The sequence below is a fragment of the Kitasatospora sp. NPDC101183 genome (assembly GCF_044767945.1).
In the GTDB taxonomy this organism is placed as follows: domain Bacteria; phylum Actinomycetota; class Actinomycetes; order Streptomycetales; family Streptomycetaceae; genus Kitasatospora.
In genome coordinates, this window is sequence record NZ_JBIWOW010000019.1 from 121,328 (window position 1) to 141,119 (window position 19,792).

10 protein-coding genes are annotated in these 19,792 nt (G+C 72.1%); 8 read left to right on the forward strand and 2 right to left on the reverse strand.

Features of this window, described 5'->3' with window-relative positions:
• The first annotated feature begins 41 nt into the window (after window positions 1-41).
• Genes ACIRRS_RS26245 through ACIRRS_RS26260 form a run of 4 tightly spaced genes read left to right on the forward strand, consistent with a single transcriptional unit; the run spans window position 42 to window position 4,885 of the window.
• A complete protein-coding gene (locus ACIRRS_RS26245; RefSeq protein ID WP_402975546.1) occupies window positions 42-1,166 on the forward strand; it encodes a Gfo/Idh/MocA family protein in 1,125 nt (374 codons plus the stop codon).
• Window positions 1,166-2,236, forward strand: coding sequence for a dihydrodipicolinate synthase family protein (locus tag ACIRRS_RS26250; RefSeq protein WP_402975441.1), 1,071 nt, complete (start codon window positions 1,166-1,168; stop codon window positions 2,234-2,236). The genes ACIRRS_RS26245 and ACIRRS_RS26250 overlap by 1 nt, the downstream gene beginning before the upstream one ends.
• Window positions 2,233-3,084 carry a sugar phosphate isomerase/epimerase family protein gene (locus tag ACIRRS_RS26255; protein WP_402975444.1) on the forward strand — a complete coding sequence of 284 codons (852 nt, stop codon included), beginning with the start codon at window positions 2,233-2,235 and terminating at the stop codon, window positions 3,082-3,084. The genes ACIRRS_RS26250 and ACIRRS_RS26255 overlap by 4 nt, the downstream gene beginning before the upstream one ends.
• A 7-nt stretch (window positions 3,085-3,091) precedes the next feature.
• Window positions 3,092-4,885, forward strand: coding sequence for a beta-galactosidase family protein (locus ACIRRS_RS26260; RefSeq protein ID WP_402975447.1), 1,794 nt, complete (start codon window positions 3,092-3,094; stop codon window positions 4,883-4,885).
• A 26-nt stretch (window positions 4,886-4,911) separates the two neighbouring features.
• Here ACIRRS_RS26260 and ACIRRS_RS26265 read toward each other — a convergent pair whose 3' ends face one another.
• On the reverse strand, window positions 4,912-5,109 hold the full coding sequence (locus ACIRRS_RS26265; RefSeq protein ID WP_402975450.1) for a hypothetical protein: 198 nt from the start codon (window positions 5,107-5,109) through the stop codon (window positions 4,912-4,914).
• A 150-nt stretch (window positions 5,110-5,259) separates the two neighbouring features.
• Here ACIRRS_RS26265 and ACIRRS_RS26270 point away from each other — a divergent pair, with 150 nt between their 5' ends.
• Window positions 5,260-6,591, forward strand: a complete 1,332-nt coding sequence (locus ACIRRS_RS26270) for a D-alanyl-D-alanine carboxypeptidase family protein (RefSeq protein WP_402975453.1) — start codon at window positions 5,260-5,262, stop codon at window positions 6,589-6,591.
• Between the two features lie 72 nt (window positions 6,592-6,663).
• Here ACIRRS_RS26270 and ACIRRS_RS26275 read toward each other — a convergent pair whose 3' ends face one another.
• Window positions 6,664-11,124 (reverse strand): LamG-like jellyroll fold domain-containing protein, encoded by a 4,461-nt coding sequence (locus ACIRRS_RS26275; RefSeq protein WP_402975456.1) that lies wholly within the window; start codon window positions 11,122-11,124, stop codon window positions 6,664-6,666.
• Window positions 11,125-11,759: 635 nt separating this feature from the next.
• On the opposite strand from ACIRRS_RS26275, the gene ACIRRS_RS26280 reads away from it, so the two are divergent.
• From ACIRRS_RS26280 to ACIRRS_RS26290, 3 genes are all read left to right on the forward strand, one after another.
• Window positions 11,760-18,794: a polymorphic toxin-type HINT domain-containing protein gene (locus tag ACIRRS_RS26280; RefSeq protein ID WP_402975459.1), complete on the forward strand. Its 7,035-nt coding sequence runs from the start codon at window positions 11,760-11,762 to the stop codon at window positions 18,792-18,794.
• Between the two features lie 14 nt (window positions 18,795-18,808).
• Window positions 18,809-19,198 (forward strand): hypothetical protein, encoded by a 390-nt coding sequence (locus ACIRRS_RS26285; protein ID WP_402975462.1) that lies wholly within the window; start codon window positions 18,809-18,811, stop codon window positions 19,196-19,198.
• Window positions 19,199-19,360: 162 nt separating this feature from the next.
• Window positions 19,361-19,765 (forward strand): PPOX class F420-dependent oxidoreductase, encoded by a 405-nt coding sequence (locus ACIRRS_RS26290; protein ID WP_402975465.1) that lies wholly within the window; start codon window positions 19,361-19,363, stop codon window positions 19,763-19,765.
• Window positions 19,766-19,792: the final 27 nt, after the last annotated feature.

Genomic DNA, 19,792 nt, shown 5'->3' on the forward strand with positions numbered 1-19,792 from the left:
CGAGAGGAACTCCCGTGACCCGCAAGGTGATCGGCGTCGTGATGAACGGCGTCACCGGCCGCATGGGCTACCGCCAGCACCTGCTCCGCTCCGTCCTCGCCATCCGCGAGCAGGGCGGCCTCGACCTCGGCGACGGGGTGACGCTGTGGCCCGAGCCGATCCTCGTCGGCCGCGACGCCGGGCGCGTCGGCGCCCTGGCCGAACGCCACGGCCTGACCCACTGGACCACCTCCCTCGACGAGGCGCTCGCCCACCCCCTCGCCGAGGTCTACTTCGACGCCCAGGTCACCCCCGCCCGCGAACAGGCCATCAGGGCCGCCATCGCCGCCGGGAAGCACGTCTACACCGAGAAGCCCACCGCCACCTCCCTGGACGGCGCCCTCGAACTCGCCCGCCTCGCCCGGGAGGCCGGCGTGAAGACCGGCGCCGTGCAGGACAAGCTCTACCTGCCGGGCCTGCGCAAGCTCAAGCGGCTCGTGGACGGCGGCTTCTTCGGCCGCATCCTCTCCGTGCGCGGCGAGTTCGGCTACTGGGTCTTCGAGGGCGACTGGCAGAGCCCGCAGCGCCCCTCCTGGAACTACCGCGCCGAGGACGGCGGCGGCATCGTCCTCGACATGTTCCCGCACTGGAGCTACGTGCTGGAGAACATCATCGCCCCGGTGCGCTCCCTCTACGCCCACACCGCCACCCACGTCCCGCTGCGCCACGACGAGCGCGGCGAGCCGTACCGGGCCACCGCCGACGACGCCGCGTACGGGGTCTTCGAGCTGGAGGGCGGCATCGTCGCCCAGCTCAACTCCTCCTGGACGGTACGGGTCAACCGCGAGGAGCTGGTCGAGTTCCAGGTCGACGGCACCGAGGGCAGCGCCGTCGCCGGGCTGCGCGAGTGCCGCGTCCAGCACCGGGCCACCACCCCCAAGCCGGTCTGGAACCCCGACCTGCCCGTCACCGAGCGCTTCCGCGAGCAGTGGCAACTCGTGCCCGACAACGAGGAGTTCGACAACGGCTTCAAGGCGCAGTGGGAGGCCTTCCTGCGCCACGTCGCCACCGGATCGCCGTACGCCGGGGACCTGCTGGAGGGCGCCAGGGGCGTCCAGCTCGCCGAGCTCGCCCTGCGCTCCGCCCGCGAGGGCCGCCGCCTCGACGTGCCCCAGCTGGAGCTGTGATGACGCCCCCTGGTCTCCGCATCGCCTTCGCCGCCGCCCACGTCGTCGCCGACCCTCGCACCGAGCAGGCCCCCGGGCGGCCCGCCACCGTCGACTGGGACGCCACCCTCGCCTTCCGCCACCACCTGTGGTCCCTCGGCCTCGGCGTCGCCGACGCCATGGACACCGCCCAGCGCGGCGCCGGCCTCGACTGGGCCGCCACCCGCGAGCTGATCACCCGCAGCGGCGCCGAGGCCCGGGCCGTCGGCGGAAGACTCGCCTGCGGTGTCGGTACCGACCAACTGACCGCCCCGGCCCGTACGCTGACGGAGATCACCCGCGCGTACGAGGAGCAGCTCGCCGTGGTCGAAGGCGCCGACGCCCAGCCCGTCCTGATGGCCAGCCGCGCGCTCGCCGCCCTGGCGCGCGGGCCCGAGGACTACCTCGCGGTGTACGGCCCGCTGCTGCGCCAGAGCCGCACCCCGGTCGTCCTGCACTGGCTCGGCCCGATGTTCGACCCGGAGCTGACCGGCTACTGGGGCTCCACCGACCTCGACCGGGCCACCGACACCGTCCTCGCCCTGATCCGCGAGCACGCCTCCGCCGTGGACGGCATCAAGCTCTCCCTCCTCGACGCGGACCGCGAGATCGCCCTGCGCCGCGCCCTGCCCGAGGGCGTCAAGCTCTACACCGGGGACGACTTCCACTACCCGGAGCTCATCCGGGGCGACGAACTCGGCCACAGCCACGCCCTGTTGGGCGTCTTCGACCCGATCGCCGCCACGGCCGCCGCCGCGCTGGAGGCCCTCGCCGCCGGGGACGCCGACCGCTACGACGCCCTGCTCGCCCCGACCGTCCCGCTGGCCCGGCACCTGTTCGCCGCACCGACCCGCCACTACAAGACCGGCGTGGTCTTCCTCGCCCACCTCGCGGGCCACCAGGACCACTTCACCATGGTCGGCGGCGCCGAGGGCGAGCGCTCCGCCGCCCACCTCGCCGAACTGCACCGCCTCGCGCTGGCCGCCGGGATATTGCCCGACCCGGAGCTGGCCGCCCACCGCGCCCGCGCCGTCCTCGGGAGTGCGGCATGAGCCTCGACCGCCTCTCGCTCAACCAGATCACCACCCGCTCCTGGTCCCTGGCCGAGGCCGTCCGGGGCTGCGCCGAGGCCGGCGTTCCCGCGATCGGCCTGTGGCGGGACAAGGTCGCCGAGGCGGGCGGCGGCGCCCGCGCCGCGAAGCTCGTCCGCGAGGCCGGGCTCACCGTCAGCAGCCTCTGCCGGGGCGGCTTCCTCACCGCCGCCGACCCGGCCGGTCGCCGCGCCGCCCTGGAGGACAACCTGCGGGCGATCGAGGAGGCGGCCACGCTCGGCACCGACACCCTCGTCCTGGTCGTCGGCGGCCTTCCCGAAGGCAGCCGCGACCTTCCCGGCGCCCGCGCCCGCGTCGCCGAGCTGATCGCCGAACTCGCCCCGCACGCCGGGGCGGCGGGCGTACGGCTGGCGATCGAGCCTCTGCACCCCATGTTCTGCGCCGACCGCGCCGTGGTCTCCACCCTCGGCCAGGCCCTCGACCTCGCCGAGCCCCACCCCGCCGGGCAGGTCGGCGTGGTCGTCGACGCCTACCACGTCTGGTGGGACCCGGCCCTGCCCGAACAGATCGCCCGGGCCGGACGCGGCGGCCGGATCGCCGCCTACCAGGTCTGCGACTGGACGCTCCCCCTGCCCGCCGACGCCCTGCTCGGCCGGGGCCACGTCGGCGACGGCCACATCGACCTGCGCGCCCTGACCACGCTCGTCGCGGCGGCCGGCCACACCGGCTGGATCGAGGTCGAGATCTTCAACGAGACGATCTGGGCCGCCCCCGGCCACGAGACCCTCGCCACCGTCCTCGCCCGCCACCACCTGCTGTTCCCACCAGCCTCCCCTCACGACAGGTGACGCCCCCGTGCCCCGACTCGACCTCGACGCCGACGGCTTCCTCCGCGACGGCCAGCCGCACCGCATCGTCTCCGGCGCGCTGCACTACTTCCGCGTCCACCCCGACCAGTGGGAGGACCGGCTGCGCCGCGTCCGCGCCCTCGGGGTCAACACCGTCGACACCTACGTCCCCTGGAACTTCCACGAACTCCCGGGCGGAGCCGTCGACTTCACCGGATGGCGCGACCTCCCCCGCTTCCTGCGCCTGGCCGGAGACCTCGGCCTGGACGTGATCCTGCGCCCCGGCCCGTACATCTGCGCCGAGTGGGAGTTCGGCGGCCTGCCCGCCCGCCTCCTCGCCGTGGACGGCCTGCGGCTGCGCTGCGCCGACCCGGCCTACCTCGCCGAGGTCGACGCCTGGTTCGACGCCGTGGTCCCCGCGTTCCTGCCCCTGCTCGACAGCCGGGGCGGGCCCGTGGTCGCCGTCCAGATCGAGAACGAGTACGGCAGCTACGGCGACGACGCCGCCTACCTGCGCCACCTGCGCGACGGCCTGGTCCGCCGAGGCGTCGACTGCCTGCTGTTCACCGCCGACGGCGCCCAGGACACCATGCAGCAGGGCGGCTCCCTGCCCGGCCACCTCGCCACCGCCACCTTCGGCTCCCGCGCCATGGAACGCCTCGGCGTCCTGCGCGCCCTGCGCCCCCAAGGGCCGCTCGCCGCGATGGAGTTCTGGATCGGCTGGTTCGACCACTGGGGCAAGCCGCACCACGTCCGGGACGCGAAGGAGTCCGCCGCCTCCCTGGACGACCTGCTCGCCACCGGCGCCTCCGTCAACCTCTACATGGCCCACGGCGGCACCAACTTCGGCTTCTGGGCGGGCGCCAACCACACCGGCGCCCACCCGTACGACGCCGGGTACGAGCCGACCGTCACCAGCTACGACTACGACGCGCCGATCGGCGAGGCGGGCGAGCTGACGGAGAAGTTCCACGCCTTCCGCGAGGTCATCGGCCGCTACGTGCCACTGTCCCCGGACGAACTCCCGCTTCCCGCAGCCCGTTTGTCCCCTTCGGTCATCCGCGCCACCGGCCGCACCCCGCTGCTCGCCTCCCTGGACGCGCTCTCCACCCCCGCCCACCGCCCCTGCCCCGAGCCGATGGAACTCCTCGGCCAGGACCGGGGGTTCATCCACTACCGCACCCGCGTCCCCGGCCCGCGCGAGGAACTCCCGCTGCGCGTCGACGGATTGGCCGACCGCGCCTACGTCTTCGCGGACGGGTGCCCCCTCGGCACCCTCGACCGCAACCGCCCCGGCGAAACCCTGCCCCTGGCCACCGGCGAGGACGGGGTGGTGCTGGACATCCTGGTCGAGGCACTCGGCCGGGTGAACTACGGCCCCCAGATGGACGATCGCAAGGGCATCACCCGCGGCGTCTCCCACGGCCACCAGCGGCTCTTCGACTGGCGGATCCGCCCGCTGCCGCTCGACGACCTCTCCGGACTCGATCTCTCCGGCCTCCCCCACGTCCCCGACGGCGAACCGGCGTTCCACCACTTCACCACCGAACTCCCCTCTCCCGCCGACGGGTTCGTCGCCCTTCCCGGCTGGGGCCGCGGCCTCCTCTGGCTCAACGGCTTCCTCCTCGGCCGCTACAGCGCCGAAGGCCCCCAGCGCACCCTCTACGCCCCCGCCCCGCTCTGGCGCGAGGGCGCCAACGAGCTGATCGTCCTCGAGCTCCAGCGGCACGGCGACACCCTGGAGCTGCGCGACCGGCCGGACCTCGGCCCCACCACCCAGGCCCCCAGCAACGAGTACTGACCGGCCCCGCCCCGTACCCCCGTCCCTCAGCCCCGCTTGGCGGCCGGGATCGCGAGCAGCACGCCCAGCACCAGCAGCGTCGCGTACCCGGCCGTCTCGTGGCCGTCCGGCACCAGGACCCCGACGAAGCCGAACAGCCGGAAGCCACCGAGGCGGTCGGCCAGCAGTCCGGTGCCGCCGCCGAGGATGAGTACGAGGCCGAGGTAGCCGAGCAGGTCCTTCATACCGGTGAGCCTAGGAAGCGCCGGGCGCCCGGTCATCCGACTTTCGGCGCGGCCCGGGCTCACCAAAGTCGCGCCACGCGCCTCAGGGGCCACGGTCCGGACGGAGCAGCAGGTACGGCGCTCCGGAGGCGGCGCGGTTACGTTCACGGTGTGTCGAAACACCCGAACCGCCCCGCCCGTGGACAATGGCGGCGCCCCGTCACCCGGATGGCGGGCGCCGCCGCGGCCCTCGCACTCACCTCCGGCGCCCCGGCGGCCTCCGCCCAGGACGCGGCCCCCGCCGTCGGCGGCGAGCGCCTCGCCCGTCAGGCCGTCCAGGTCGCCCCGCTGGCCGGGGCGCCGGCCCTTCCCCCCGAGCTGACCGGCCGCTCCTGGCTGATCGCCGACGCCGGCACGGGCGAGGTGCTCGCCGCCCGCAACGCGCACCTGCCGATGCCCCCGGCCAGCACGCTCAAGATGCTGTTCGCCGACACCGTCATGCCCAAGTTCGACCGCTCCGCCGAGCACAAGGTCTCCCCCGCCGAGCTGGCCAACCTGGGCGCCGGGAGCAGCCTGGTCGGCGTGAAGGAGAACCTGCCGTACCGGGTCGAGGACCTCTGGCGGGGCGTCTTCCTCAGCTCCGGCAACGACGCCGTCCACGTCCTGGCCCACATGAACGGCGGCCTCCAGAAGACCGTCGGCGAAATGCAGTCCCGCGCCCGGGCGCTGCACGCCCAGGACACCCGGGTCGTCTCCCCCGACGGCTACGACATGGACGGCCAGGTCTCCTCCGCCTACGACCTCACCCTGTTCGCCCGCGCCGGCCTGCGGATGGCCGACTTCCGCTCGTACTGCTCCACCCGCACCGCCCGCTTCCCCGGCGGCCTGGACAAGGCGACCGGTCAGCGCACCAGTTTCGACATCGCCAACACCGACCGGCTGCTCGGCAAGTACCCGGGCCTGATCGGCGTCAAGAACGGCTACACCACCAACGCGGGCGCCACCTTCACCGGCGCCGCCGAGCGAGGCGGGCGCACCCTGCTGGTCACCGTCATGCACCCGGAGGCGCAGGGCAAGGTCTACGACGAGGCCGCCAGCCTGCTGGACTGGGGCTTCGCCGCCGCCGGGAAGGTCCAGCCGGTGGGCCACCTGGTCGAGGAGGCGGGCGCCCCCTCCGCCCCGGCCACCGCGCCGCCCGCCGACCTGCCCGGGGCCGCCGCCACCGACCTGCTGGGCTGGGCGGCACAGCCGCCGATCCTCCACCCGGGCGACGACCCGGGCCTGGCCCCGGCCGCCTGGACGGCCGCCCTCCTCGGCGGCGCCCTCGCCGTCTGGGCCGCCACCCGCACGGTCGGCCGCCATCGCACCGCGCCCGCGCCCGCCACCGCACCGGGCTGCTCCGGAGGCTCCACCGCGATCGGCGGACCGCGCTCCCGCCGCCGCCTCTCCCGCCGCGCCCGCGCCCTCTTCCGCACCCCGCGCGGGCCCCGGCCGGGCAAGTAGCGGGCGCAACGGAAAGGCCGGCCGACCCGGAGTGACTCCGGGTCGGCCGGCCTCGATGACCGGTGACGCCTGTCAGCCGGTCACCTGCGCGGTGAGGCTCCAGCGCTGGTTGGCCCCGCCCTGGCAGTCCCAGATGTCGAGCTGGGTGCCGTTGCCCGTGGCCCCGCTGGGGAGTTCGAGGCACCGCCCGGACTGGGGGTTGTAGATGGTCCCGTCGTAGCGCCGCTGCCACTGCTGGCCGCCTTCGGCGGGATTGCAGTCGCGCAGGACGATCTTGGCCCCGTTGCCGGTGGCGTTGTCCTGGGTGCCGACGCACTTGCCGAGGACGGTCATGGTGTTGTCGGGGGTGAAGGTGAAGTGCTGGTTGGCGCCGTTCCAGCAGTCGTAGACGGCGATCATGGCGCCGGTCGTGCCGCCGCCCCAGTCGTCGACGCACTTGGTGGAGGCGAGGGCGTTCTGGACGTGGACGCTGGAGTTGGTGGTGGCGAGGTTGTTGGCCTGCTGGTCGGTGAGCGCGTACGGGTAGAGGCGGACGTCGCTGACCGCGCCGTCGAGCCCGTTGACGTTGGGCCGCTCGACCATGCTCTCGGAGCCGATGGTGAGCGGGCCGTTGGTGGTCCAGCCGTGCCAGGTCGCGTCGACCTTGCTGGTGCCGGCGGCCTGGCCGTTGACGTAGAGCGTGATGGTCTGGGTGTCGGCGTTGTAGGTGCCGACGAGGTGGGTCCAGGCACCGACCTGAGGCGGGGCGTAGTCGTTGACCGTGTAGTACCTGGCCGGCGGGTAGCGGTCCTCACCGGCGAGGGTGAACGACCAGCGGCCGTAGGCGGAGGAGTACTGGAGGTAGAACGGGCTTCGCTGGTTGCCGGTCTGGGAGACGATGGTCCGGAAGCCGCTGGTGTTGTTGATCTTCGCCCAGGCGGCGATGCTGTAGCTGCGGGTGGTGTCGATGCCCGGGCTCTGCTTGGTCCTGTAGTAGCTGCTGCCGTTGAGGGCCGTGGCAGCGCCGGCGACATTGTTGTGGTCGGCGGTTCGGGTCGGGGCGCCGGTGGGGCTGAGCGGGTTGCCGGCGCTGCTGTCGACGACCTTGTCGGTCCTGCCGTCCAGCGTCCACCAGCTGGGAGCAGTGGCGGAGTTGGCGGCCGTCTGCGGGCCCGCGTCCCAGGCGAAGCCAGGGGCGCCGGCGTCACCGGTGCGGTGGCCCCACCAGATCTGGATCTGTCCGTCGGCGGTGCGTCCCCACAGGCCGGGGGAACCGTTGCCGGTCAGGTCGCCGTCGGAGCCGAGGACCGGCCAGGTCGCGGCGGAGACGTTGCCGATCGACAGGGCGGCGGAGAGGGCGGTCACCGTGGGCACGTTGATCGGGTTGCCGGATTCGTCGCGTACGGGCTCCCCGTTGTGGGTCGGGGCGTAGGTGCCGGTGGTGAAGGTGTACGCCCGCAGGTCGCCCGTGGCGCGGTTGCGGGTCCACAGGCCGGGGTGGCCCTGGTTCGCCCAGTCCCCGGGGGTGATCAGCTCGGTGTCCTTCCAGCCGGAGGCGGCCAGCTGTACGGGCGTACCGAGGCTCTGGCTGCCGACGGCCGGATAGAACCACAGGCCGGCATCGGTGCCGTTGCCGGTGCTCTCGACGGTGAGCAGGCCGGTCTGGTTCTTGAACTGCAGCCTGGTGTCGAGGTCGCTGTGCGCGGGGTCGCCGAGGGAGGCGATCTGCAGCGTGGTGGACCAGTCGGCGGCGTACGCGCCGGGCGCGCACTGCGGCGGGGGGCTGTCGGCGTCGCTGCAGGCGGGCTTCACGAGCGTCGCCTTGCTGTCGAAGCGGCCGGCGTAGCCGGTGTTGCCCGGGTTGCCGTAGAGGTAGACGTCCTTGCCTCCCGCCGGGTGGACGATGAGGTCGTCGACGTTCTTCCCGCCGGTGAGGGTGCCGCGGTGGGTGAACTGGACGCCCTTGCTCCAACTGCCGGTCGGCGAGTCGGCGGGCGTCGCCGCCAGGGCCGCGGTGGGGCTCTTGGCGAGGGAGTTGCCGGGGACGTTGTAGGCGCGCAGGTTCCCGGCCTGGTCGTAGGTGACGATGTCGGGAGCACCGTCGCCGGTGATGTCGCCGAAGACCGGCGGCGGGCCGTCGGGGTTCCACGGGACGTAGAAGGCGTACTGGGTGGCCGGGGAAACGTTCCCGGCGTCGTCCTGCGCCTGGATGAACAGGGCGTTGGTGCCCCAGCGCCCGGGCGTCACCGGGATGCCGCCGGTGGGCATGGCGCCGCCGCACTGCCAGGCGGCACCGGCGAACTGCGGGTCCCAGCTCCAGCGCAGGCACTTCACCCCGGAGGCGACGCCGCCGCTCGGGACGGGGTCGGTGACGGTGACGGGGATCGTCCCGCTCTGCCCGGTGCGGACCTTGGTGGTCTGCCCGTTGCCGGAGGGCGGGAACTGGGTGGCCAGCGCGGCGTCGGAGAGCCGGTCGTTGACGCCGGGGACGGTGATCTGCGGCGGGGTCAGGTCGACACCGAAGCGGCAGGTCGGAGTGGAGGCGGACAGGCTGATCAGCTGGTCGCCGGCCATGATGCTGTAGCCGTAGAGGTGCCCGTCCTTGATGACGCCCGGGTTGACGGTGAACGGGGCGTTGCTCCCGCCGTTGACGAGCGGGGAGAAGCCCCTGTCGACGTCGGGTACGCCGGGGAGGCTGTAGTCCCAGATGTGGGACCAGGAGTAGAGCTGGCCCTGGACGGGGCTGCTGACGGTCGCGTTGAGGGTGACGGCACCGTTGGTGTCCGCGCCGGCGCCGAGCCAGCCCCAGGCGTCGCCGTTGCAGCCCTGCGTCTGGCGGGCGGGGTCGACGGTGTGAGGCACCGGGTAGGTGTAGGGGTTGGTGGGGACGTTGGGGGTGCGGTCGTACCTGACGGTGAGCGAGGCGCCGTAGTCGAAGCGCTTGAACGCGTAGGCGTTGTTCTCGTCGGACGCCTGGAGTCCGAAGGTGAGCCAGGGCTCGTTGACCCAATTGGCCACGGTGGGGCCGACGTTCCAGAACGTCACCGGGACGTTGTCGTGGCAGGTGCCTCGGCCGGAGCCGGCGACCTGGGCGGTCTCGATCGGCCCGCCGACGGGCTGGGGCCGGTTGTTCCAGTTGGTGCCCGGGCCGATGGGGCGGTCGACCAGGTACAGGTCGACACCGTAGGTCTTGTTGCAGTCCCAGTCGGCGGAGATGTACTCGGCGACGTCGATGCGCGCGTCCTTGATGGCGGCGCCGTTCAGACCGCGGGTGTCGATCTGGAAGTAGGCCCGCTCGATGTCGGCCGGGTTGCAGCTCGGGGCGCTGGGGTAGCTGCCGCACTTGCCCACGCCCAGGTGGTCGCTGTCGGCCGGGCCGTTGACGTTGTAGTGCGTCGCGGTGGGGTGCGAGGACTGGACGAAGGTGGAGCCGTAACTCCCGTTGGTCCAGGGGATCCAGTCCGGGTCGATGAAGTACGGGGCGGTGCCCGTGGCCAGGATGTTCTGGTCGGGGGTGAGGTCGATGCCCGAGGCGGTGGCGGCCACCGGCATCGTCGCGACCTTCGCGCCGGCGCCCGGGCCGGCGGGAGTGCTCACCGAGGGGACCGCCTCCCGGCCGCCCGTACCGGCGGGAGCGGTGGGAGTCGGCGACGGCGCGGGTGTCACGTCGGCCACGAGCGCGGGCGCGGCGGCGGAGCGCAGGCTCGCGGCCTTGACTCCCGCGGCGCCGGCCCGGGGTGCGCCGTCGGAGGAGGCCGTCGGGGCGGGGGTCTTCCCCGTTCCGGCGGCCGGGGTGCTGTCCCACATCCGAGGAGCGGGCGCGTGCCATCGGGGGCCGTCGGCGGCCGAGGCCGTCAGGGCGTGGTTCTCGTCGGACGTGATCGTGACCCCGTCCGTGACGGTGCCGAAGTGCAGGTTCCTCAGGGCCGGATCGGCCGCTGCGGCCGCGGTCTTGACGATCAGTACCGTGCTGACGCTGCCGGTCCTGCCGACGGTGACCTTCAGGTCGGTGTCCGCTCCGAGGACCGCCGGGTAGAGCAGGCTGTCGCCCTGGAGCTGCGGTGCGGGGAGCTTGAACGGCGCCGTCAGCGCGAGCTTCTTCCCGTCCGTGCTGGTCATGGTGGCCAGCGGGGCATCGCCTCCGCCGGACAGGACCACGTCGGACGGGGTGGCCCTGGGGGCGAAGCCGCCGCCGGGGCGTGGGGTCAGGGTCGCGTCCAGCAGGCGCCACTGCCCCTCGGCCTTCATCCGCTGCTGCTGCGGGTGGCGCGACTCCTGGACCTGGCCGTCGGGGGTGGCGTACGTCTCGGCGAACTCGGTGGTCAGACGGTCGATCAGGACGTTCTTGCCGCTGGCCTTCGCCTGGGCGAAGGCGGCCTCGTCCGCCGGACGGCCCGCGGGCCACTGCGTCGGACGGTCCTTGGCGTGAGCGGCGTCCGCGGCCGCCATCAGCTCGGCGAGGGACTTGGCATCGGCGCCGGCCGGGACGGTGTCGGCCTGTGCCGGCATCGCGGAGGACACGGCCAGGACGAAGCCGGTCGCGACAGCGGCCAACCGCAGCCGCGACGCACCTCGCCCTCGGGTTCTGGTGCGCGTGCTGGGTGGGTATTCGGGCATGACGGGGCCTCCCCCGGACGTGGTGGTCGGTGCGAACACCGCCGGGATCGGGCAATGCGCACAGGTCATGCGCAACTTCGCCTACAAAGTGAAGGTCGGTCAAATCACACGGTTGCCGAAATGTCCGCTTCATGGCTTCGACTGATGGTTTGTCAGCCAACGTGATGTATGCCACCTGTCAATAATTGATCATGGTCTCGACTGTGACATGGACAAGTTCGTAGGGTCACCGTCGTTAATTTCGGCCGTTCCATGCCCGGGGCATGGTCCATTCCTCCAGGGGGTAGCTGATGGCGTCCATCCGCCGTGCTCGATCAACCAGGGGAGGAACCGCCCGACGGGCGAGAACACCTCGAACAGCGCTGGTCAGCACACTGGCCCTGCTGTCCGGACTCATCCTTCCGACTGCAGGCGCACCGGCCTTCGCCGCCGGTGCGGACGAGAACAGGATCTGGTCGCCGCCGACCACGCAACTGCCGTCCACGCCCTCCGTTCCGGGCGGTGACGCGCGGCCCGACAAATCGGTTCCCCAACGAACTCCCACCCCCGACTGGGCTCCACCGAAATCCAAGGTGACGACCCCTCACGGTTCCTCCGCCGTCGAACTGGCGGCCCCGCCTTCGGCCGACAGCCGCGAGACCCGGCAGGACGAGGCCGGGAAGACCGTCACCGAGGCCTCCGCAGGAGCCTCCACCAAGGCGGGCGACCTCCCCGTGTGGCTGGCCCCCCTGCCCCGGGACGGCCAGGCGGGCCCGGCGAAGGACGCGCCCACCAAGCCCTCGGTGCAGGTGGAGGTCACCGACGCCAGGACCGCCGCGTCCGCCGGATCGCCCACCAACCTGGTGGCGCTCACGCCGACCGACCCGTCGAACACCACCAAGGTGCGCGTCAGCCTGGACGCCTCCGCCTTCGGGGCCGGGCTCGGCGGCGACTGGTCACGGCGCGCCCGGCTCTACACGCTCCCCGCCTGCTCCCTGACCACGCCTCAGGCGGAGGGGTGCCTGGAGCGCAAGCCCGTCGAGTCGCACTACGACGCGCAGAGCGGGAAGCTGGTCGCCGACGTCGACCTGCCGGCAGCCGCTGCCGGCACGGGCACGGCGCCCGCCCCGAAGGCGGGCACCACCCAGGCCGCCTTCCGTACGGCGCTCACCGCCGGTGCGGCCGCCCCCGCCGCCGCGCCGACCGTGCTCGCAGCCGACGCGCCCGCCTCCGGCGGAGCCGGCACCTACAGCGCCACGAGCCTGGCGCCCAGTCAGTCCTGGACGGCGGGCGAGGCATCGGGCGCGTTCAGCTACAGCTACCCGATACAGGCGCCCCCAAGCATCGGCGCGGCCGCGCCGAAGGTCACCCTGGGGTACAGCTCCACCGCGGTGGACGGCAGGACCTCCTCGACCAACTCCCAGGCGTCCTGGATCGGCGACGGCTGGGACTACGGACCGGGCTTCGTCGAACGCTCCTACCGCCCCTGCTCGAAGGACGGCATCACCGGCTCGGGCGACCAGTGCTGGGGCGAGGCCAACCTCGTCCTGTCCCTGGCGGGCCACTCGGGCGAACTCGTGCCCGACGACGCCTCCTGCCCGAGGACGGCGGGCCCGGGCGAGTGGTCCACGTGCACCTGGCGGCTCAGGACCGATGACGGCAGCAGGATAGAGTTCCTGACCGGCGCCACCAACGGCACCTGGAACGGCTCGTACATCAAGCTGACCGACGCCTCGGGCACGGCCTTCTACTTCGGCCTGAACCACCTTCCCTCGGCCACCGGCACGCCCACCACGACCGGCCCGGACACCAACTCCGCCTGGACCGTCCCGGTGTACTCGCCCAACAGCGGCGACCCCTGCTACGACGCGGGCAAGGGCAAGGACTCCTGGTGCCAGAGCGCCTGGCGGTGGAACCTCGACTTCGAGGTGGACGTCAAGGGCAACCTGACCACCTACAGCTACGTGCCCGAGACCAACTTCTACGCGCGCGGCGGAGGCCAGAACAGGGGCAAGGGCACCAACACCGCCTACACCCGCGGCGGCGTCCTCGCCTCGATCGGCTACGGGCAGCTGCTGTCCGACCAGCTGAACGCCGGCGGCAACCACCGCAGCGCCGCCCGGATCGACTTCGACTCCGGCGAGCGCTGCGTCACGGGCGCGGCGGCCTGCGACCCCGCCCAGCGCACCGTCGCCAACGCCGCGAACTGGCCCGACGTCCCCGTAGACCGGCAGTGCACGCAGAACGACGTCTGCGCCAACTACGGCCCCAGCTACTTCACCACGAAGTGGCTCAACACCGTCACCACCCGGATCCGCTCCGGCAACGGCTACCGCGACGTCGACTCCTACACACTGAACCACGTCCTCAAGGCGGTCCAGAACAGCACCGAGAACACCGCGGTCCCGTGGCTGTCCTCCGTGCAGCGCACGGCCAAGGACGACTTCAACGGCCAGGCGCCGGTGGCCGTTCCGCCCGTCACCTTCGCCGACATCCTGCTGCCCAACCGCGTGGACGGTGCCGGCCCCTCCCGACCGGCCTACAACCGGCCGCGCATCGCCTCGGTGACCACCGAGACCGGCGCGGCCATCAACGTCGACTACTACTCGGCGTCCTGCTCCCGCAGCGCCGGCGTGATGCCCGCCTCGGCGGACGACAACAAGCTGGCCTGCTTCAACGTGAAGTGGTACCAGCCCAATTCCACCGCCGACAGCACCCCGGTGGACGACTGGTTCCTGCGCTACCCGGTCAAGACGATCACCGTCGACCCGCGCTCGGACCTGGTCAAGGGCGCGCTCCCGCAGACCACCGCGTACACCTACGGCGACGCCGCCTGGCACCGCAACGACGCGCGGTTCGTCGACGCCAAGGACCGCACCTGGGACGACTTCCGCGGCTTCGCCACGGTGACCGCCGTGACCGGCACCGCGAAGGACGGCGTCCAGGGCCAGACGTCGACCACCTACCACCAGGGCATGGACGGCGACATCACCGCCTCCGGTGCCAAGCGCTCCCGCACCGTCACCGGCCCGATGAGCGGCGCGGTCACGGACAGCGACTGGCTCGCCGGGCAGGTCCTGGAATCGGACACCTACCCGCAGGCCGGGGCGAGCGAACCGGTCGCCTACAGCGTGACCACCAGCTCGGGCCCGACCACCACCGCGACCCACGCGCGCGGCGACGGCCTGCCCGACCTCGTCGCCCGCTACACGTCCACCACCAGCACCGTCACCGCCAAGGCCCGTAAGGTCGACGGTAGTTGGCGCACGACCACGGACACCACCACCACCGATCCCGCGCACGGGAACCGGCCCGTCACCGTCCTGAACCAGGCCGACGGCACCCCGGACGTCTGCGCCCGCACCACCTACGCCACGGGTACCGACCCGGCCATGACGGGGCTGGCCTCGCAGGTCCTCTCGGTCTCCGGCCCCGACGCCTGCACCGCCACCCCCACGGCCGCCAACACCCTCTCCGGAACCCGTACCGTCTTCGACGGCGCGGCCTTCGGAAGCGCCGGTGCCAGGGGCGAAGCGAGCAGCATCCAGGTCCTGGAGAAGTACGACGGCTCCGGCAACGCCCAGTGGACCACCACCGGGCGCAGCACCTACGACGCCTACGGGCGGGCCGTCACCGTCACCGACCCCACCACCACCGACTCCGCGCACCCGGACGGCGCGGCCACCACCACGGCCTACGGCTCCGCCAACCCCGGCGAGCTGCCCAACGCCACGACCATCACCTCACCGGCACCCGCCGGAGCCCCCGACGCCGCCACCGGCCGCGTCTCCACCGCCACCCTCAACCCGGCCCGGGCTCTGCCGATCACCGAGACGGACGTCAACGGACGCACCGTCACCCAGGCGTACGACGGCCTCGGGCGCCTCACCTCCGTGTGGCTCGCCGGCCGGACGACCGCCGACAAGGCGAACTTCACCTTCGCCTACACCGTCGCCGCCGGGGTGCCCAGCACCGTCACCACCGGCCGGCTGCGCGCCAACGGCAGCTACGCGCAGTCCGTCCAGATCATGGACGGGCTCGCCCGGGTCGTGCAGACCCAGGCCGACCCGGCGATCTCCGCGTACCACGGCCGGATGATCACCGACACCTACTACGACTCCCAGGGCCGGACCAACCGCCTCAACACCACCTACTACAACGACCAGGCCGGGCCCGGTAGTACGCGCTTCGAGCCGGAGGACGCCAAGGTCCCGAACCAGACGTACACCGTCTACGACGGCCAGGGCCGCCCGACCAGCGTCCAGTTCCGCGCCTACGGCGTGGCGCAGAACGCCACCACCACGGCCTACCCGGGCGTGGACCGCACCGACGTCACCCCGCCCGCGGGCGCGACGCCGACCAGTGCGGTCACCGACGCACGCGGCCGCGCGACCCAGCTGTGGCAGTACAGGACGCCCACCGCGACCGGCAACCCCGCCGACGCGGACGTCACCACCTACGCCTTCAACCCGGCGGGCAAGGAGACCTTCCGCACCGACGCCGCGGGCAACACCTGGTCCTACACCTACGACCAGCGCGGGCGCCGGACCGGCGCCGGTGACCCGGACGCCGGCACCAGCTCCACCACGTACGACGCCGCCGGTCGCGTCGCCTCCAGCACCAATGCCGGCGGCCAGACCGTGGTCACCACCTACGACCTGCTCGGCCGTCGGACCGGCACCTACAACGGCACGGTCAGCCCGGCGAACCAGCTGACGGGCTACACCTACGACACCGTCGCCAAGGGCCGGGCCACCGGCTCCACCCGCTACGTCGGCGGTGCGGGCGGCTCCGCGTACACCAGCGCGGTCGTCTCCATGGACGCCGGCTACCGGCCGACGAAGACGACGCTGACGATCCCCGGCGGCGAGGTCGGCCAAGCCAACCCCGTCACCTACACCACCAGCGCCAAGTACGACCCGATCACCGGGTCCAAGACCGAGGAGACCCGCCCGACCGTCGGCGACGTCTACTCCGAGACCATCGTCTACACCTACGAGGTCTACGGCCTGCTCTCCAAGTTCGGGGCGCTCGGCGGCAAGACGTACGACCTCCAGTCGGACTACGACGCCTACGGCCGCAACATCCGCTCCACGATGAACCCGTGGGGCACCCAGGTCGTCACCACCAGCACGTACGACGAACCGACCGGCCGCATCCTCAACCAGTACGTCGACAAGCAGACCTCGACCACCGGCACGGTCCAGAACACCACCTACGCGTACAACCGGGCGGGCCGCGTCACCGCGATCCGCACCACCCCCGACAACGCGCCCACCGCCACCGACCAGCAGTGCTTCGCCTACGACTACTTGGGCCGGCTGACCACCGCCTGGTCCGACACCGGACGCCTCGACCAGGCGCCCAACCCGTCCGTCGGCGGCCAGGGCGCCTGCGCCAACTCCAGCCCCACCAGCGGCGCCCAGGCGCCCGCCCGCACCACCGTCGGCGGCTACGCGCCGTACTGGCAGACCTACCAGTACGACCTGACGGGCAACCGCACCCAGCTCGTCACCCACGACGCGGGCGGTGACACGGCGAAGGACACGACGGTCACCCAGACCTTCCCCTCCGCCGGCACCCGCAACGCCCCGACCACCGCGCCCAACAGCGGCGGCGGCACCGGAGGCCCGCACGCCCTGCTGAGCTCCACCAGCGCCACGGGCACCAGCACCCCGACCACCAGCACCACCCAGTACGACGCCTCCGGCCGCACCACGGCCATCACCGACACCAACGGCACCGCCACCCTCACCTGGAACGGCGAGGACCGGCTCGACTCGCTCACCCGGACCGGATCCGGTACCACCACCTACGTCTACGACGCCGGTGGCAACCAGCTGGTCCGCCACAACCCCGGCAGGACCACCATCAACATCGGCGGCGACGAACTCACCGTCGACACCGCCACCAAGCAGCTCACCGGGGCCCGCTACTACGAGATCCCCGGCGGCACCACCCTGGTCCGCCAGGGCGGCGGCAGGCTCACCTACCAGATCTCCGACCACCACGGCACCGGCGTCCTGGGCATCGACTCCGCCACCCTCGCCGAATCCCGGCGTCCCAGCGACCCCTTCGGCAACCTCCGCGGCACCCCGCCCAGCTCCTGGGCCGGCGACAAGGGCTTCGTCGGCGGCACCAAGGACGACGTCACCGGGCTCACCAATCTCGGCGCCCGCCAGTACCAGCCCACCACCGGCCGCTTCCTCAGCCTCGACCCCATCCTCGACCGCGCCGACCCCCAGCAGTGGAACGGCTACGCCTACAGCGGCAACGACCCCGTCAACCGCTCCGACCCGAGCGGCGAGTTCGCCGTCTGGGGCCCGTTCGGCGGGGGCGGCTTCCACGACCCGCAGCCCGGAAACATCCCGCTCAGGATGATGGGCCTCCTCTCGGACGAGGACGACGGCGAGAACGTCGCCGCCGTTCAGAAGGCCCACGAGGCGAAGGAGAAGGCCGAAGGCGCCAAGCAGAAGGTCCTGAGCGTCGGCAAGGAACTGGCCAAGATCGCGGCCGACGAACTCGGCATCACCGACGCCTTCAACTGCGTCACCAAGGGCGACCTCGGCGCCTGCGGCGAGACGGTCCTGAACATCGCCACCAGCCTCATCGGCGGCGGCCCGCTCGCCAAGCTCGCCAAGAAGTACGCCTTCCACTGGGGCAAGGCCTACGACCTCGCCAAAACCGTCAAGCGCCTCGCCAACGAGCTCTACGACGGCTTCAAGGCATGGCGGGCGGAGTCCAAGGCCGCCCGCGAGGCCGAGCAGATCGTCACCAGCTGTCCGCTCCGCGGGCCGAAGACCCACAGTTTCAGACCCGACACACCCGTCCTCCTGGCGGACGGCAGCACCAAACCCATCAAGGACATCAAACAGGGCGACACCGTCCTGTCCACCGACCCCCAGACCGACACCACCGGTGCCGAACCCGTCACCGCGACCATCGTCACCCCCGACGACCGTCAGTTCACCGATCTGACCCTCGCCGCCGACGACAAGCCCGCCGTCACCCTCACCTCGACCCAGCACCACCCCTACTGGGACGAGACCACCCAGCGCTGGACCGCCGCGGCGGACATCCACGCCGGCGACCGCCTCCGCGCCGCCGACGGCACCCTCCTCACCGTCCGGGCCACCCGCTCCTACGACACCCAGCCCCAGGAAGCCCACGACCTCAGCGTCGCCGACCTGCACACCTACTACGTGCTGGCCGGAACCACGCCGGTCCTGGTGCACAATTGCGCCGGTGGTGGGAGCACGCCCATTTACCGGGGCGTTTCGGAGATCAGCGGCCAGACCGGCGAGCTGAACCCCGCATTCGACGACGCCGTGATGGGAATCGCCCGCCCGCGAGGTGGACCCAACACCCCCGAGATGCACCAGTACGGTCGCACGGAAAGCGATTACACGAGTTGGACCACCTCGGAGGCAGCCGCTCACAGGGCGGCCGTCAAGAATGGCGGAACCGGCGTAGTCATCGAGGGCACCATCCCGGCCGGAAGGTTCCACGTTCATCCGAACGAGGAGCCCTGGGGAGAGGAAAGCCTCAGGGGTGAGATGGAGGTCATCATCCAGGGCGAGATGCGTGGGGTGTCGAAACCCGCATATCCTGGTTCTCTCGGTCAATAGTCAGGAGCATCTGCATGATGGTCGAAGTTTCACGGGAGAGAATCGAAGGAGCCTTGCGCGCGTCCGACTGCGAGGCGGTGAAGAAGGTCCCCGAGGGGGCTCTTTCCCTGATCGTCGGCAATATCGAACAGACCGTCCCCGTCGGGATGGGGCCGGCGGCCAATCTCGCTCCCATCTATCGTGACCGGTACGAGTCGATCAAAGAATTCCGCGAGGAGAGCTTCGGCTGGCGCGGATTCTTCGATGTGCTGAACGAAGTCAAGGAACCGGTTGGCCTGGTCGCCGTTCGCGGCGGCGGGTGGAGGATGATTCTTCTCCTGGATGAATCCTTCGATTCCGTGGTCGCTTCTCTGGTCAGGCCGCCGAGCCGCGAGGAGTGGCCGGAAGGGGCGAGTACGACGTAACCGGAAAAAGAACAGAAGAAGGATGACGGCGAACGGATGACAGATCTCACCATCTGTCATCCGTTCGCCGTTTGTCGTCCTTCGGCACCTGCCGACCGCGTCCGCCCGGGGTTCGTGCCATGCTCGCCCGGCCCCCGCCGGCGCAGCCTCTAGACTTCGCGCATGACCACCCCCGACGCCGACCGGCTCGCCCGGATCGTCCGCCTCTCCTCCGGCAGCTACCTGCTCGTCACCACGTACAAGAAGGACGGCACCGCCGTGCCGACGCCGGTGTGGGTGGTCCGCGACGGCGAGGCGCTGGGCGTGTGGACGGTCACGGACTCCTGGAAGGTCAAGCGCATCCGCCGCCGCGCGGACGTGCTGGTCGGCCCCTGCGACGTCAAGGGCCGCCCCACCGGCGAGCAGTACCCGGGCACCGCCGAGGTCCTCTCCCCCGAGCGCACCGGCGCCTACCGCACCCTGCTGCGCCAGAAGTACGGCCTCCTCGGCGTGCTGACCCTCCTCGGCAGCCGCCTGCGCCGGGGCGAGCGCGGCACGGTCGGCATCCGGATCACGCTGACGGACTGACCCCGCCGACGGACCGACCGTGCCGAC

What these genes read in the sequence shown, in the direction of transcription:
- ACIRRS_RS26245 (WP_402975546.1), top strand. Translation starts at nt 42, where the DNA reads ATGAACGGCGTCACCGGCCGCATGGGCTACCGCCAGCACCTGCTCCGC.
- ACIRRS_RS26250 (WP_402975441.1), top strand. Translation starts at nt 1,166, where the DNA reads ATGACGCCCCCTGGTCTCCGCATCGCCTTCGCCGCCGCCCACGTCGTC.
- ACIRRS_RS26255 (WP_402975444.1), top strand. Translation starts at nt 2,233, where the DNA reads ATGAGCCTCGACCGCCTCTCGCTCAACCAGATCACCACCCGCTCCTGG.
- ACIRRS_RS26265 (WP_402975450.1), bottom strand. Translation starts at nt 5,109, where the DNA reads ATGAAGGACCTGCTCGGCTACCTCGGCCTCGTACTCATCCTCGGCGGC.
- ACIRRS_RS26285 (WP_402975462.1), top strand. Translation starts at nt 18,809, where the DNA reads ATGATGGTCGAAGTTTCACGGGAGAGAATCGAAGGAGCCTTGCGCGCG.
- ACIRRS_RS26290 (WP_402975465.1), top strand. Translation starts at nt 19,361, where the DNA reads ATGACCACCCCCGACGCCGACCGGCTCGCCCGGATCGTCCGCCTCTCC.